A 16,922-nucleotide genomic window follows, 5' to 3' on the forward strand; every position below is an offset into this window, starting at 1 on the left:
TATCATCCTAATACACTAAAGATAATACACTTTAATTATCTCTGGCTTCCATTTTCATGTTAAGTACACCACCACTCGTTATGTCTTTATGAAACAAGGTAAATTCTTTTAATGACTTACCATTAAAGGTCGCTTCTTTTGCAAAAACGTTGGTTTCATTATTATCAGTGGCTAGAATTTCTAAGGTTTTTCCTGAATAATAATCGGGATGCAATTGAATGGAAATTTTATCGAAAATAGGACTTCCTATTTGATATTCTGCATCTGCATCTGTTCCGCCATTTATTTGGAATAAACCAATTTTCATTAACACAGCAAGACTTCCCATTAATCCTTGGTCTTCGTCTCCATTATAACCTGTTGATGGTGCTAAACCTCCAAAAACGGTAGATGTTACTTTTCGAGACCAATACTGTGTTAAGTCTGGTCTGCCCAGTTTATGAAAAGCAAAAGCTGTTTGTATAGAGGGTTGATTGCCATAGTTTATTGGAATCTTTCTATATTCTGGATGTAATTCTGATGCATGTGATGTTCCAGAGGTAAAGTTTAAGGTTTCTGCCTCTTCAAATTGGGTATTCAATTTATCGGAAGCCACATCTTTTCCTCCCATTAATTCTCCTAATTCTGGAATATTATGAGGTACAAACCATGTAGATTGTGCACCATTGGCTTCTATAAAACCTTCCTCATAATTGTAAGGACTATAGTCAGCTTGCCATTGTCCCTTTATATTTTTGGGTTGCATCCACCCTATTTTTTTATTGAATAGGTTCTGATAGTTTTTAGAACGCTTCATAAAATAATTATAATCTGCTTTCTTGCCTAACTTTAATGCCAATTGGGCTAACGTCCAATCTTGATACGCATATTCTAAAGTTAAACCTGCACCATCTTGATGCCCTCCAAATTTACCTTCTGGATTTGGATGCGGCACAAAACCATTTTTTAAATAATATTTAAGACCACCTCCTTTTTGTGTTTTATGCTCATAGCCCGCCTTTTCCATAATACCATTTGGCATATGGTTTTTCTTTAAAGCTTCGTAAACATATTCTAAATTATTTTTAAGAATACCTTTTTGAATGGCACTCACAAAAAAAGGTGTGGACGAACTTCCCGTCATAACATAAGTATAATTTCCTCCTGATGGTCCTCTAGCAACTAAACCACCATCTTTGTAATACTGCAGTAAAGACCATGTAAATTCTTCATAAATTTCTGGATATACTAAGCCCCATAAAGTATTTATTGTCCATTGCGCCCCCCAAAAAGCATCTGAGTTATAGTGATTAAACTTAGGCGTACCATCTTCTTTTAAAGGCAATTGCCCTATTCTAAAGCTTTTTCCTGTATTATCTGGATACGCACCATTTACATCACTTATGGTTCGTCTTCCTTGAAGCGCATGCCACAAGTCTGTATAAAATCTCTTTTGTTGCTTTTCAGTATTCCCTTCAACTTTTATTCTTCCTAAAAGACTATTCCATTCGGTTTTTGAATCTGAAACTACAGCATTAAAATCCCAATGCGGTAATTCTGTTTTCATATTTAAACTGGCATTTTCTTCTGAGGTATATGAAATAGCAACTTTCATAAAAAGCGGCGTATTCAAATCCTTAAAATGCAACATGTAATTCCCTGTTTCTTCATCTTTTTGAAGATGATTTACAGACTGATTTAAAGCTATTTTAAAAAATACTTTTAAATCTTTTGGTCTCCTATGCGTTGGCGTAGCTACTACAGAGCCAACAAATTCTTTATCGTTAATTTGTTTTAATATGCCATTTGCATTATCGCTAGGTCCTAAAACGGTATTTAAATTTAATAGGATTCCTGCTTCAGATTTTTCAGGAAATGTATATTTATGAAAACCGACACGTTTGGTACTTGTTAATTCTATTTTAATATTAAAACGTTGAAGTTCTAAGCTATGATAACCTGGTTTTACCACTTCATTATCATGACTAAATTTTGAATAGAAATCGGTAAAAATGTTATTTTTATTTTCTTCGGAAAAGGTAACTGGCATTACAGAAACACCAGATATTTGCCAACCATGAATATGGCTAAATCCTTTTATTGTATCTGTTTTATAACGATAACCACTACCCCAAGCTCCATCTATTTGATTATCTGGACTTAAATTTACCATTCCAAAAGGACGGCATGCCGACGAAAAGAAAAACCATCTAGAATTTTCTGTATCTAGTTGAGGATAGACCATATTTGAAAAATCGACCTCTTTATAAACCTCATCTGTGATTATTTGTTTACTATCATTTTTACAAGCAAAAACTGATAATAGTATAAACAATATAAAAAATTTACAATATCTCATTGGGTCTATTTAATAATGGCAGTAGCCGTTTTCAATTCATCATCTTTTGTTACCTCATGCGTTTCTTTTAATGCAAACTGTTTATGATTAGTTTCTGGTAAAACCACATTTTCTAAATTTAAAACATTTACTTTATCAAATACAAATGCTGGTCTAAAATCTTTGTTTTCCAGTTTTAAATTTACATTTTTAAAAGTAACATCTTTTGCATAGCGAACATAGAACCCCCAAGCAGGCAGTTCTCCAAACATTGAAAACTCTGGATAATCCTTTATTTTATGAGGCACTTGTTCTAATCTACTTAAAGGCACATAAGCCATTCCTTTTGATGCTCTACCTGGATATGTAATATCTATATTTTCTATAATTACATTTTCTATATTATGCCCAGGAATACCTACAATTGAAGATGGAAAAGGGTTGTGGAAAAAATCGACCTCTGGTCCTCTTAAATCGTAATTTATATCTGGTCTTCCAAAAGGTATTTCAACCTTTACATCTTTTATATGTACATTTTTTATGGTTCCCGGTTGCTCGCCACCTCTATGACCTAAGCGAATAAAAATACCATTACCTGTATTTTTAGCAACAATATTAGACACACTAATGTTTTCTATAGCACCTCCATCAACACTTTCAATAGCTATTGCAGAACGAAATGTATCAAAAACATTAATATTTTCGATAGTTACATTTTTAAATCCACCGTAAGATGCAGTTCCAAACTTTAATGCACTTGCACTACTTTTAATTGTACAATTTGCAATATATATGCTATCATTATAATACTTTGGAAAATATGATTTTAAACAAATGCCATCGTCGGCAGAATCTACATCGCAATTGGTTATTTGTACATTTTTACAATCGGTAATATCCATACCATCGTTATTCCAAAAGGCTCTGTTAACTATTTTAAGGTTATCTAATTTTAATTTTTCGCAAAGCTCAAAAGAAAGTCCCCAACATGCTCCATTTTGAAGATTTAAATCCAAGACATCTACATTTTTACACATTGAAAACCTGAATAATTTAGGTCTTGCCGTTTCATTGGGACGCATGCGCCTGTAGTTGTACTTTGGATCTATACGTTCTCCTGAGTGGTGTAAACTATCTATATTTAGTGCTAAAGCTCTCCCTTGCCCATCTATTTTACCTTTGCCGTAAATTTTAAAATTATTGGCTTTATAGGCTACTAAAAATGCCATATTTGAGTAATCATCTCTCTTTGGAGATTCAGGTCGTTCTGGCATTGGTACATCTTTATAATCATAAGGGTTTGTACTCCCTAATAAAACAGCACCTTCTTTCAAATACAAGCTTACATTAGATTTCATTACAAGACCTCCAGAAAGGTATCTCCCTTTAGGAAACACTAAAGTACCACCATTAGCTTGATGAACTTTATCTATTAATTTTTGTAAAGCAACTGTATTTAATATTTTATGGTTACCTACTACACCATAGTCTGTAACTAAATATTCTTTATTGTTAGTCTTTTTTAGGTACTCTTTTTTAACTTCACTTTGAGAGACATTTACAGGTGTTTCGGATGCTTTTTTACATGATCCAAAAAATAAAATCAGTAAAAAAACATATAAAACAGAAGTACTACATTTTGTCTTGTATGCCATGTTTAATTTTGTTTACCCCAGTCTTTATTGGGTGTATCAGTTAATTCAAATTGCAAAATGCCGCCTTTAGAAATTAAATTAAAGTCTATAATACTTGAGTTAATTTCTTCTCCATTCCAAGTTACTTTTTGAATGTATATCTTTTTTGATGTTCTGCCATTTGCAATTATTTGCAACGGTTTATCATTTGTTTTTATAGTAAATTCATCAAATTGTGGTGTAGTTAATGCCAACTGAGTAGTTCCTGGAAAAACAGGATATAAACCCATTGTAGACCATACGTACCATGAAGACATGGTGCCTGCATCGTCATCCATTTCTTTGATATAACCATTGGGCGTATTAGTAAAAATTTTACGCGTAATGGGTTGTTCTAATTTATGGTGTGTTCCGTACCAATTATTCGTTTCTTTATTTAACAATTGGTCTATTAACCTTTGCGTTTTCCATGGCGAATTTGTGTAATTATACAAATACGGTACTTGAATATCGGGTTGGTTACCTATGTTAAATAATTCGTTTTCAAAGAAATAATCTAATTGAGTTTCAAACTCATCTTTACCACCTATCATGGTTTGAATTCCATTTATATCAAAAGGTACAAACCATCTGTATTGCCACAACGTGCCTTCGTATAATCCGTCTCCATGCATGATATCTGAATTTTCATCCATAGTTAAAAACTTGTCTTTCCAAAGGGTTTTATATTCAAAAGCTTTATCTCTATAAAATTTAGCTTCTGCATTTTCTCCTAAAGCTTTAGAAATTTCTGAAAGTGCCCATAAATCATAACTCGATTCTAATACATTATCTGGCGATTTAAACGGTAAATGTTTGGCTTCTGCTTTCATTTCTTCATAAATATCAGATAATGGAAATGGCAAAATTCCTTTTTGATATGCATCTAATACAATAGCTATGGTATGCTCTGTTCTAATGGTTAAAAAAGGTTCTGTTTCAGTTGCCCAATCAGGTTTCCCTTGTTTGTACAATGCTTTTAAAGACGTTAACATGTCTTTATATCTATTTGGATATAAAAATGAAAATAAAGGAAGTTTTGTTCTAAACGTATCCCATACAGACCAACCGTGATAATGCGATGAATTAGATTTGTATGGATTACCATCACTACCTCTAAACACTCCATTTTTATCATTTATAATAAATGGCGATTGTGTTGCGTGGTACAAATGTGTATAGAATAATTCCTTTAGTGTATCATTTTCTGTCTCTACATGAACAACATCCATAAGATTGTTCCATGATGTAAATGCTTGCTCTTTAACTTCAGAAAAACTTAATTTTTCTGATAATTTTAAATTTTGGATTGCACTGTTTTCATCAACAACCGACAAAGCACATCGTAATAAAATATCTTGATTATTTTTAGTTGAAAACTTAAAAATCAATTTAGAATCATCTTCAGTTACTTCTGATACTTCATGATTAAATCTAATAGCATAGTAAAATGTGTATTTACCTTTTCTACAAACATTAACGCTTGTTATTTTGCCACTAATGATACCATTTTCTATATGATAACTATGAGATACGTGACCCGCATAACTACTTGCTAAATCTATGGTAAATCCAGCATTTTTAGATTCTGGAAATGTATATTGATGAAATGCGACTTGCCTATTTGCAGTAAGTTGTGTTTTTACACCGTTTCTTAAATTAACTGAATAATATCCAGCTTTAGCTTTTTCACTTTCTTTTGAATATGTTAGACCTTTAGGAATTGAATCTTCTTTTGAAATAACAAAAGGTAATATTCTTAAATTTCCTCCTACGCCTCTACATCCTACTCCAGAAAATCTGGTATTTGAAAAACCAATGATTTCTTTAGCACTGTAATCGTACCCAGAATGTGCTATTGGGTTTGTATCTGGACATGGTTTTACCATTCCAAAAGGAACACTGGCAGCAACATCTGTTTGCCCATGGTCGTTTTCTGTAGAAATAAAAGGGTTAATATATACTGCATTGCTTTGCTTTTCCTCTGGTTGAGGAACTATATTATTTTGTCTTTTACAACAAAACAAGCTTAGAAAAACAAGTGTAAGGTATATATGCATAATGAAGTTAAAAAATAAAGGCAGACAACTAAATTCATCTGCCTTTATAAAACTAAACTAACTCAAACTAATTACTCAAAAATTAAAGTTTTAAATATTAAATATAACTCTTTTTTCACATTTAATGATGCGAGAATAATACATTAATAATTTGGATTTTGCTTTAGTGCCCCCTCTGATAGTCCCACTTCGTTATCAGGAATTGGTCTTACCAAATGTGTATTTGCACTGAATGTTCCATGATCCACATTATGAGGGTTATATATATTTACACGTTCTTCTAACTTACCTGTGCGTTTTAACACAGCCCATCTATCTTCTTCTCCAGCTAGTTCTAAAGCTCTTTCATCAAGAATTGCATCAATATCTATAGATGTATAATGATTGACAACACCTGTTGCACGCTCTCTAACAATATTTAAATTATTTAAAGCAGAGGTTGTATTACCAGCTCCTAGATGAGCTTCTGCAGCAATTAAATGGGTTTCTGCAATTCTAAATATAAATGTATCTCTAGAGCCACCATTTTCAGCATCAATACCTACATCATCAAATTTTTTGAATATTGGAAAATTAGTCCTAAGAACATTTGAAGAATATTGATAAACTACACCTGGAATATTATCTGGAAGTCCAAATAAATATTGGTCAGGTTGATATACCCAGTAACGGTCTAATTTATCTGCTAATTCAGCAGTATCAATCGGGGTTTTAGGATAATATACAATAGTGTCACCAACAGCTATATTATCAGTTCCTTCAGGAGAAGTAAATTCACCTGCCTCATCTGCAAATAAAACTCTGTGTAATGTAACCTCATCTCTAGTGTCATTATCTGCTAATAACTCATAAAAACGTGGTGTAGGCATTAAGCTCGTATTATTAGCTCCATAAGGATTACCGCGACCAATACCAACATAATCGTTAACTGGATTCATAAAAATACCATGCTTAGAGTTGTTTCTATCATCAAAATTACCCCCTGGACCATACTGAACAGCAAATAGTATTTCTGGGTTTACTTGATTACCATAGTCAAATACTTGAGCGTAAGTTTGACTTCTAATATCAAAAGACCCTATAGCTTGTTCTGCTAAAGAAGCAGCAGTTGTAAAATCTGAGGTACTACCAAAAGATTTGTAAGCTTTAGTTAAATACACATCCGCCAATAAATGTTGTGCTGCTCTTTTTGAGAATCTACCTGTTTGTGGACTATCCAAAAGATTAGGAATTGCCTCTTCTAAATCTTTTATAATTTGAGCAAAGGTTTCCTCTTCAGTAGACCTCACATAGTCTGTACGAATAGAAAGGGTTTCATCTAGCTCAAGTACAATTCCACCAAAATGCTTTGCTAAATTATAAAAACCGAGCGCTCTTAAAGCCTTTGCTTGAGCTATACCATAATCTCTGTCATCTAAAAAAGCTTCACTCCAAGAAATTTGGTTTTCATAACGATTAATTACGGTATTGGCCTCTGAAGTTAAAGCATAATTAGCTCCCCAAAAATTCGCAGAATTACCGTCGCTTGCTGTAAGCCCAAAGTAATCATTAATAGCCGTATTACTCCTCACATCATCTTGCGATGTAAACATATCTGTTCCAGAGAACATAATGTTATATTGCTTGTAAAGGTTTCTAAGATTAGTATAAACCCCTGCAACTAATTGATCTGCATTATTTTCATTAATTGAGTTCTCTACAACTAAACCGCCATAAAACTCTTCTTCAATATAATCATCACAAGCGGTAAATATTAACGCTAAAGCTATGATTATATATTTTATTTTAAAAATTGATTTCATCTTCTTAACAATTTATATTTATAATGATACATTTAATCCAAACAATACTGTTTTGGTCATATAGCCAGCTGCATAAGAATTTTGCAAACCTGTTTCTGGGTCTGGACCTTCATAATCTGTAAAAATAAAAGGATTTTGAATGTCTAACGATAGCCTCATACCTTGTAATTTCAACTTATCTAGTAAGTTTGAAGGTAAAGTATATGTAAAGCCAATGTTTGCTATTTTAACAAAATCAAACTCTTCATAATAGTATTCTCCAGGGTGTGCATAAGACAACGCTGGTCTAGATGCATTTGGATTATTTGGAGTCCAATAGTCTAGATTAATTTTATTAAATTTTGCTTGGTCATTTTGATAAGGTGCGAAATTTTGATAAAACTCTGAATGTCCTAAAGAACCTTGCCTTGTATTAATTTGTATTCTAGCTTCGAAGTTCTTATAATTAAAAGTATTCGTAATACCTGCTATCCAATCAGGAGAAGTTGACCCAATAACAACTTTATCTTCGTTATTAATAACATTATCGCCATTTTGATCCACAAATTTATATTGCCCTGGTCTTGCTCCAAATACAGCAGCCTCTGCATATTCATCTAATTGCCATATACCGTCATTTTCATAAGAAAAAATCGCAGCAGGGTCTTCTCCTACTTTAGTTACACCATGACGACCAAATGGTACTTCTTCAACATCCCCTTCAATTTTCAAAATTTCATCTCTGTTTCTTGAAAAGTTAAAATTCGTACGCCATCTAAAATCATCAGTTTGTATATTAGTAGTACCAATAACCACCTCAATACCTCTACTTCTTACTTTACCAAAATTACCTACAGCACTAGCAAAACCTGATACGTTTAGTAAAGATCTTGGAAACAAACTTCCGTCGGTGTCCTTATTGTAATAATCTACTGTTAAATTTACTCTATTATTAAAAAGTCCAAGATCTAGACCGATATTGGTTTCTGTAGACACAGCCCAAGTTAATTCATTATTAGCCAAACCAGATATAAACTGACTATTTGATAAATCGTCACCAAACAAATAAGTACCATTATTTAAAAAGGATAAGGATTGATATGGTGCAACCGTATCAATATTTCCTGTTTGTCCATAACTTACACGTAATTTCGCATTGCCGATCCAATTTATATTTTGTACAAAGTCTTCTTCAGAAAGTTTCCAAGCTAATGCAGCTGATGGAAAGAAATCCCATTTGTTACCAACAGCTAAACGAGAAGCTCCATCATATCGACCTGTAAAGGTTAACAAATATTTGTCTTTATATGAATAGTTTAATCTTCCAGCAAAAGAGGCTATGTTATCTTTCAAAAATCCACTACTAAAGTTACGTATATCTAAACCCGCTCCAGTATTAAAAAACAAAAATTCATCAGACAAGTTACGGGTTTGTATATCTCCTCTTTCAAATTCTCTATGAAATAATGATGATATAAATGTGGCTTTTAAATTATTGTTTTCATCTAAATCAAAATTCATATTAGCAATATTATCCCAAGTATATGTCACAATTGAAGCAGTTTCGTACACAGCTCTAGTTCTGTTAGCTTCATTTCTTGCTGCTTTTGTTAACAAACCTCTATGTTCTCCTAATCTATTATAAGTTAAACTTGGAGAAAACTGCGTTTTTAAACTTAACCAACTTAGTGGTTTATATTCTAGAAATGTATTGGCGATAATATCAAAGCGTTTAGTATTTAAACGCCAAGAACCTTGCTGTTCATAAATTGGGTTTATAAAACGTTGGTCTTGCTGATCAGGAATCAATGTAATAGAACCATCATCCTCATAAGGATCCACTGTTGGTGCTAAACGGAAAGAACTTCTCATTAATTCAAGACTACCTTCTTCTCTTTCAGAAAAAGCTAAATAAGTTTTAACCCCAAAAGTTAGTTTATCATTTACTTTCTTTGTAATTGCTCCAGAAAGATTATATCGTTCAAAGTTTTCAATACCAACAACACCTTCATCTTTTAGATACCCTAATGAAGCATTATAAACTAGACCATCTTTTCCACCAGATGCAGACAAAGTATGACCCGTTTGAACACCTGTTTCTTGAAACATTCCAATCCAATCAGTATATCTTCTGTTCGCAACATTACTCTGTTCTTCAGCACCTATAAATTCAATTGTATTATCAGTTACAATATTATTGTAATCGGATACAGTTGCAGCTCCTGAATTTAGTAAATTACCAAATTCTCTAGCCCTAACTACATCATCAGTAAAAGCAACAAATTCATCACCGCTAAAAAAATCTGGCGAATTCACTACACTTCGAACACCAAAGGTAGCATCATAAGTAAAACGCGTTCTTCCTTCTTGTCCACTTTTTGTTGTTATAATAACAACTCCATTAGCTCCTCTAGCTCCATAAATGGCTGTGGAAGAAGCATCTTTTAAAACATCAATTTGCTGAATATCAGCTGGATTTAAAGCATTAATGTTGTCAAAGAAAATACCATCAACTACATATAATGGTTGTGATAAATCGGCGAAAGGACTATTATTAATACCGTCATTTCCCTGATTGTTATTTCTTATAGCTCCATTACCTCTAATATTTATAGATAGAGGCGCCCCTGGCTTGTTGTTAAGAGTTCTAACATCTACACCTGCTAAACGCCCTTGCAGTGCTTGTGCAACGTCTGTTTTTCGTTGCTCAACAACTTCATCGCTACCAATTGAAGCAACTGCCCCTGTTAAATCTTTTCGTTTTACACTTCCATATCCAATTACTACCACCTCATCAAGTTTAGCAGTGTCTTCTGAAAGTTGAACATCTAAAGGAGATTGTCCTGCATAAGTTACCTCAAAAGTTTGGAAACCTAGATAGGAAAATACTATAACATCTCCATTATTTGCTTTGATTTGATAATTACCATCAAAATCAGTGGCAGTACCAGTTGATGTGTTTTTAACAAGAACATTAACCCCTGGTATAGGTACATTCTGTTCATCAGTAACAACACCAGAAACATTATCCTGTGCAAAAATTGATAAAGCCCCTATAAAGAAGGCAATCAATAATAGTTTTAGTTTTTTCATTTTAATAAATTTAGATTAGTCAAAATTATTTGGTTAAAATTAAGTTAAGGCTTAAGACTTGATATGGAATTTTATATCAAAAACATGGAAATATTATTTAAATTATGTTAAAACGTTAATCTTTACCTCACATAAAACTGCATTAAAATTTCAATCATTATTTAAGCTAATACATTCTATACATCTCTTAGATAAAGAAAGAAAAGACTTATTATTGATTAGATAATCCATATAAATAAATTATTAGTCCATCTTATAAAATATTGATGTGGTTAAATTTGTTATAGAACGTATTTGACATCATTTCGCATTTATTTTAAAATTTAAGTAGATTATTTTAAGAATGAGAAATTAAGGAATAAAAACTAAATAAGTTAGAGTATGAAAAAATCATCAATTCATCAACCTCTCGAGAATATAGAGCATTGGGAAGAAGATCTAATTAAAAGGTATCCTGATCCCGATACTAATGGTAAAGAAAAAGAAGACTTTAGAAACTACGAAGATTCAGATAGAGCTGAAAGTGTGAAAGAATTTTATAGACTTAATCATATATTTCAAACCTATGATTTTGTATCAAAAAAAGAAGCTGGTTTTTTAGAGTTCAATAGAAAAGAAATGTCTATTTGGGAAGCTGTTGATTTCTTAAACACCCTTGTTGATGATAGCGATCCTGATATTGACTTAGATCAACTACAACATTTATTACAAACGTCTGAAGCTATAAGAGCTGACGGACATCCAGACTGGTTTGTCTTAACTGGGTTTTTACATGATGTTGGCAAAGTGCTTTGCTTATTTGGAGAACCTCAATGGGCTGTAGTTGGAGATACTTTTCCTGTAGGTTGTAAATTCTCTGACAAAATTGTACATGCCAATTATTTTGCTGACAATCCTGATTCAACAAACCCAAAATACAATACAAAATATGGTATCTATTCACCAAATTGTGGGTTAGATAATGTTAAAATGAGTTGGGGACATGATGAGTACCTATATCAAATCATGAAAGATTATTTACCGGAACCAGCATTATATATTATTAGATATCATTCTTTCTATGCACAACATCGAGAAAACGAATATAGCCACTTGATGAATGAAAAAGATGTTGAAATGTTTGAATGGGTAAAGAAATTCAACCCTTATGATTTATATACAAAAGCACCTGTTAAACCAGATGTTAAAGCTCTAAAACCTTATTACCAAGAACTTGTAAAAAAATATCTACCTAAAACGCTAAAATTTTAAGAACTAAGAAATCAACTAATCAGCCAAACAATAATGTTTTATACCTATTTAGGATTTTTTGGATTTACCTTATTCGTAATACTTTATACAACATATAAACTCCGAAAAGATAAATTTACAACCTCAGAGGGTTTTTTTTTAGCTGGGAAAAGTTTAACAGGCCCAATCATCGCAGGGTCTATGATACTTACCAACATTTCTACGGAACACTTAATAGGAATGAATGGTAGCTCATATAAAAACGGCATCATTATAATAGCTTGGGAGGTTACTTCTGCTATTGCTTTAGTTATAGCGGCCATTTATTTTATTCCGAAATTCATTAAATTAGGGATAACTACCATCCCCGAATTTCTAGAAAGGCGTTTTGATGGTGTAATACGCTCTGTTGTTGCCTTTTTGCTAATGTCATCATTTATTATAACGCTTTTACCAATTGTTTTATATTCTGGAGCTATTAATATTGAAAGTGTTTTTGATTTTTCTGCAATATTCAATGTATCAAAAAGTGAATCGCTTATTTATACTGTTTTAGCCATAGGTATTATTGGTTCTATGTATGCCATTTTTGGCGGTTTAAAAGCTGTAGCATACTCAGATTCTTTAAACGGTATTGGCTTAATGCTAGGAGGACTTCTTATACCCACAATTGCCTTATATCAAATTGGTAATGGTAATATGTTTGATGGCTTAAGCACAGTGTACCATTTTGCACCAGATAAATTTGATATTATTGGTAAGCCAGATTCAGTACTTCCTTTTTCTGTTTTATTTACCGGGTTAATGATTAATCAGTTGTATTTCTGGGGAATGAACCAGGCTATTATTCAGCGAGCATTTGGAGCTAAAAATTTAGTCGAAGCTCAAAAAGGACTTATTTACACTGGTGTATTGAAGCTCTTTGTTCCTGCCATAATCGTTTTACCAGGTCTAATTGCTTATTACTATTTTCAAGACACCTATTATGCAACACCAGATTTGATATATCCTATGTTGGTAAAAAAGGTACTACCTTCTTATCTGTTCGGTTTTTTTGCGGCTGTCATTCTGGGCGCAGTTTTGAGCACATTTAATAGTGTACTAAACTCAGCAAGTACCATTTTTTGTTTAGATATCTATAAAAAGATTTTTAATAAAAATGCTTCTGATGCCAAATTGGTGAAATATGGTAAAATATCGTCTGTTATTCTGGCCTTAATAGCTATTGCTGTAGCACCAATGGTTGCTTATGCCCCTGATGGTTTGTACCAGTTATTACAAGAACTAAACGGCATTTTCTTTATTCCTATTTCTTCTATTATAATTGCTGGAATATTCTTTAAACAAATAAATACTAAGGGTGCAAAAGCAGGACTCTTCTTCGGATTTACATTTTACATTCTAACCACTTTTATATTTAAAGTAAATATACATTTTGTGCATTTGTGGGGTATTGAATTTCTTCTAAATTTTGCAATCATGTTTTTAGTTTCAAAAATGTATCCTTCAGAAATTAAAACGGATTATTATAGTATGAAACAAGAAGTTATAGAAAAGTCTTGGCCTAAAGTTAAACTTTACGGCAGTATACTTGTTGCTTTAACTGTACTAATCTATATTTTGCTATCGTAGATAAAAGAATGATATAATAGCTTTAAAAAATCAACTTATAAAGACACCCCTCGTCTCCAAGGTATAAAGTCGTTTTGATTCAATGCTTTGGCTTTGGTTTGTATTTCTCCGCTTGCTACTTTAATGATAAATTCTAGCATTTCATCTGCCATTTCCTCTATTGTTTTTTCACCGTGAATAACACCACCCGTTTCAATATCAATAATATCTGGCATTCTATTGGCCAAATCTGTATTAGAAGACACTTTAATTACCGGAGCTATTGGATTTCCTGTTGGTGTTCCTAAACCTGTTGTAAATAAAACTAGGTTGGCACCTGCACCAACTATAGCCGTTGTACTTTCTACATCATTACCGGGCGTACACAATAAATTGAGTCCAGATTTACTAACATACTCTCCATAATCTAAAACATCTTGTATTGGAGACGTTCCTCCCTTTTTGGCAGCTCCTGCAGATTTCATGGCATCTGTAATTAAACCATCTTTTATATTTCCGGGAGACGGATTCATATCAAAACCAGAACCTGATTCTACTACAGATTTCTCGTAAGCTTTCATTAGTTTTAAAAACTTTTCGCCTTTTTCATCATCTATACATCTATTTACCAACTCCTGCTCTACTCCACATAACTCAGGGAATTCGGCTAAAATAGCAGTGCCATGTAACGCAGTTAAAATGTCTGAAACAGCTCCTAAAGTAGGGTTTGCAGATATTCCCGAAAATCCGTCCGAGCCTCCACATTCTAAACCTACTTTAAGTTTAGATAAAGAAGCTGGTTTCCGTACTATATTATTTGCATTTTTTATGGCTTCGAAAGATTCTTTTATAATCGTAGACAACATATTGTCCACTGTTCCCATCTGTTGCTGTTCGTATATTAAAACTGGCTTATTTAGATTAGGATTTATGCTTTTTATAGCATCTTTAAATATATCTATTTGAAGGTTTTGACACCCCAAACTTAACACAGTAGCACCAGCTACATTTGGGTTATTAACATAACCTGCCAATAATTTTGCTAAACTTTCTGAATCTTGACGAATGCCTCCACAACCACCAGGATGCGTTATAAATTTAACATCAATATTATCAAAAACTTTTGTAGTATTTTCAGTTATCTCTGTTGATGATTCTTCTCCCCTTACTAAAGCTCTTAACATGAGTTGATGGGTGCTTACTTGCTGATGTAAAAGCTCTTTTTCAAAAATATCTTTTAAAATTTCAACATTTCTATTTTCGCAAAATACCAGCGGAAAAAATAACCAAACATTTTCTGTACCTACTTGACCATCTGCTCTATGATAACCTAAAAAGGTCCTTTCTTTCCATTTATCAACATTAGGGGCTTTCCAAGTAAAAGGAACTGTTCTACCAGACACTTTTTCGGTTTCATGTTTTACATTCTTCGTCGTTAATACATCTCCTTTGTTAATCACGCCATTAGCTTTTCCTACAAGAACACCATACATAATAATACTATCGCCCAAGTTAAAATGCTCTAAGGCAATTTTATGTTTAGACTTTGTATTTGATATGACTTTAATATCCTCTTCTTCAAAGGAAATAACCTCTCCTGCTTTTAAATCTACCAGAGCAACAGCAACATTGTCTGAGGTGTTTATTTTTATAAGCTTTTTTAGCATCTTGTAAACTGTAATTCGTGTTGTTTAAATTTAAAACTGTTGACTATAATTCGCAAATCCTTTTTCAATACCATTGGTCTCTATTTCTTTTAATGCAAACGCAATGGCTTCTGTTAAACTTTCAACATGCGTTAAATCTTCTCCCCAATAATCTTGAATACTTAAAACACTTTTTGCCACCAGAAAATAATCATTAGATTTCCATATTTCAGAAAATTTTAAAACAATAGCCTCACTATCTTGAACAGGTAAGGATTTCCCTTGCCACACTCCTTTATAAAAACGTATTAAGCAAGCAAAAGCAAAGGTTAAGTTTCTTGGTACTTCATTGTGAATATTTACATATTCTAATAAACTAGGTAGTACTCTTACTTTAAATTTTGATATTGAATTTAAAGCAATACTCGATAAATTATGACTAATAAAAGGATTTCTAAAACGGTCAAAAACTTCATCAGCAAAACTATTCAATTCACTTTTATCCATATCTAATGTATCTATAATTTCATTAAATACGGCAGTATTTATAAACGAACCAGTAAATGAATTATCTACAGATTGTTTTACTGTTTTGTTCCCATAAAGCAAAGAAAAAGGCACCATGGCGGTATGCGCTCCATTCAAAATGCGCACTTTCCGTGTGCGGTAAGGTTGCATATCATTTACAATCTTAACATCTAATTTTGTTTTATAAAATGGTAGTTTCTTTTTTAATGTATTTCCGCCTTCTATAACCCATAATAAAAAAGCTTCTGCGGCTACGATTAAATTATCTTTATAATCTAGCTTAGCGTTATATAGTTCTATTTCATCTTTTGGATAACCAGGTACAATTCTATCGACCAAGGTATTATGGAATGTATTACTTTCTAATAACCATATTTTAAAACCGTTTTCCAACTTCCAATCGGAAACATATTTTAAAATGATTTCTTTTAATGTTTTGGCATTGTAATTAATAAGTTCGCAAGGAATAATGGTTACCCCTTTATTAGTAGCACCTTTAAAATGTTTAAATCTTTCGTACAATAGAACAGTTAGTTTTGCCGGAAATGAACTTGGTGGTTTCATGTGTGGAGAATCAGTACTTACATAAGCAATACCTGCCTCGGTTGTGTTAGAAATGATAAATTCTAACGATTCTTCTTTTGCTAAACCTAAATACTCGTCAAAATTAAGATACGGGTTAACTCCTTTTACAATATTCTCTATGAGTTCAACCTCTTGAATTTCTTCTCCTTTCTTTACCCCTTTCATGAAAAGCGTGTATAGACCATCTTGGTTATTTAGCATTTCTACCAAACCCTTATCAATTGGCTGAACTACAGCTATTCCTCCATTAAAAGCTGCCTTTTTGTTTAACTCCTGAAAAGCATATCCAATAAAGGCCCTTAAAAAATTACCCTCTCCAAATTGTATTATTTTTATAGGTGGATGTTCCGTTAATCCTATATTTTTTCTATTTAGTAATGGTTTACCCATGTCAATTT

General features: G+C 32.5%; 9 protein-coding genes. 2 read left to right on the forward strand and 7 right to left on the reverse strand.

What is annotated here, in order from left to right:
• Positions 1-31: 31 nt before the first annotated feature.
• The 5 genes from ABD939_RS05640 to ABD939_RS05660 all read right to left on the reverse strand — a co-directional run bounded on the left by ABD939_RS05640 (position 32) and on the right by ABD939_RS05660 (position 10,924).
• Complete coding sequence (locus ABD939_RS05640; RefSeq protein WP_345165507.1) at positions 32-2,338, reverse strand: GH92 family glycosyl hydrolase; 2,307 nt, start codon at positions 2,336-2,338, stop codon at positions 32-34.
• Positions 2,339-2,343: 5 nt separating this feature from the next.
• Positions 2,344-3,972, reverse strand: coding sequence for a glycoside hydrolase family 28 protein (locus ABD939_RS05645; RefSeq protein WP_345165510.1), 1,629 nt, complete (start codon positions 3,970-3,972; stop codon positions 2,344-2,346).
• A gap of 2 nt (positions 3,973-3,974) precedes the next feature.
• Positions 3,975-6,050: a glycoside hydrolase domain-containing protein gene (locus tag ABD939_RS05650; RefSeq protein ID WP_345165513.1), complete on the reverse strand. Its 2,076-nt coding sequence runs from the start codon at positions 6,048-6,050 to the stop codon at positions 3,975-3,977.
• A 143-nt stretch (positions 6,051-6,193) separates the two neighbouring features.
• On the reverse strand, positions 6,194-7,852 hold the full coding sequence (locus tag ABD939_RS05655; protein WP_345165517.1) for a RagB/SusD family nutrient uptake outer membrane protein: 1,659 nt from the start codon (positions 7,850-7,852) through the stop codon (positions 6,194-6,196).
• Between the two features lie 18 nt (positions 7,853-7,870).
• Positions 7,871-10,924 (reverse strand): SusC/RagA family TonB-linked outer membrane protein, encoded by a 3,054-nt coding sequence (locus tag ABD939_RS05660; RefSeq protein ID WP_345165520.1) that lies wholly within the window; start codon positions 10,922-10,924, stop codon positions 7,871-7,873.
• Between the two features lie 381 nt (positions 10,925-11,305).
• Here ABD939_RS05660 and ABD939_RS05665 point away from each other — a divergent pair, with 381 nt between their 5' ends.
• The gene (locus ABD939_RS05665; protein WP_345165523.1) at positions 11,306-12,175 is read left to right on the forward strand and encodes an inositol oxygenase family protein; all 870 of its coding nucleotides are present in this window, start codon (positions 11,306-11,308) and stop codon (positions 12,173-12,175) included.
• A 33-nt stretch (positions 12,176-12,208) separates the two neighbouring features.
• Entirely contained in the window at positions 12,209-13,786 is a 1,578-nt protein-coding gene (locus ABD939_RS05670) for a solute:sodium symporter family transporter (RefSeq protein ID WP_345165526.1), read from the forward strand.
• A gap of 35 nt (positions 13,787-13,821) precedes the next feature.
• On the opposite strand, the gene ABD939_RS05675 is transcribed toward ABD939_RS05670, so the two are convergent.
• Together ABD939_RS05675 and ABD939_RS05680 are read right to left on the reverse strand one after the other, a co-directional pair.
• A complete protein-coding gene (locus ABD939_RS05675) occupies positions 13,822-15,432 on the reverse strand; it encodes a UxaA family hydrolase (RefSeq protein ID WP_345165529.1) in 1,611 nt (536 codons plus the stop codon).
• Positions 15,433-15,462: 30 nt separating this feature from the next.
• Positions 15,463-16,914 carry a tagaturonate reductase gene (locus tag ABD939_RS05680; RefSeq protein WP_345165534.1) on the reverse strand — a complete coding sequence of 484 codons (1,452 nt, stop codon included), beginning with the start codon at positions 16,912-16,914 and terminating at the stop codon, positions 15,463-15,465.
• Positions 16,915-16,922 lie beyond the last annotated feature (8 nt).

Origin of the sequence: Algibacter aquimarinus, assembly GCF_039543265.1 — a bacterium.
GTDB classification, from domain to species: domain Bacteria; phylum Bacteroidota; class Bacteroidia; order Flavobacteriales; family Flavobacteriaceae; genus Algibacter_B; species Algibacter_B aquimarinus.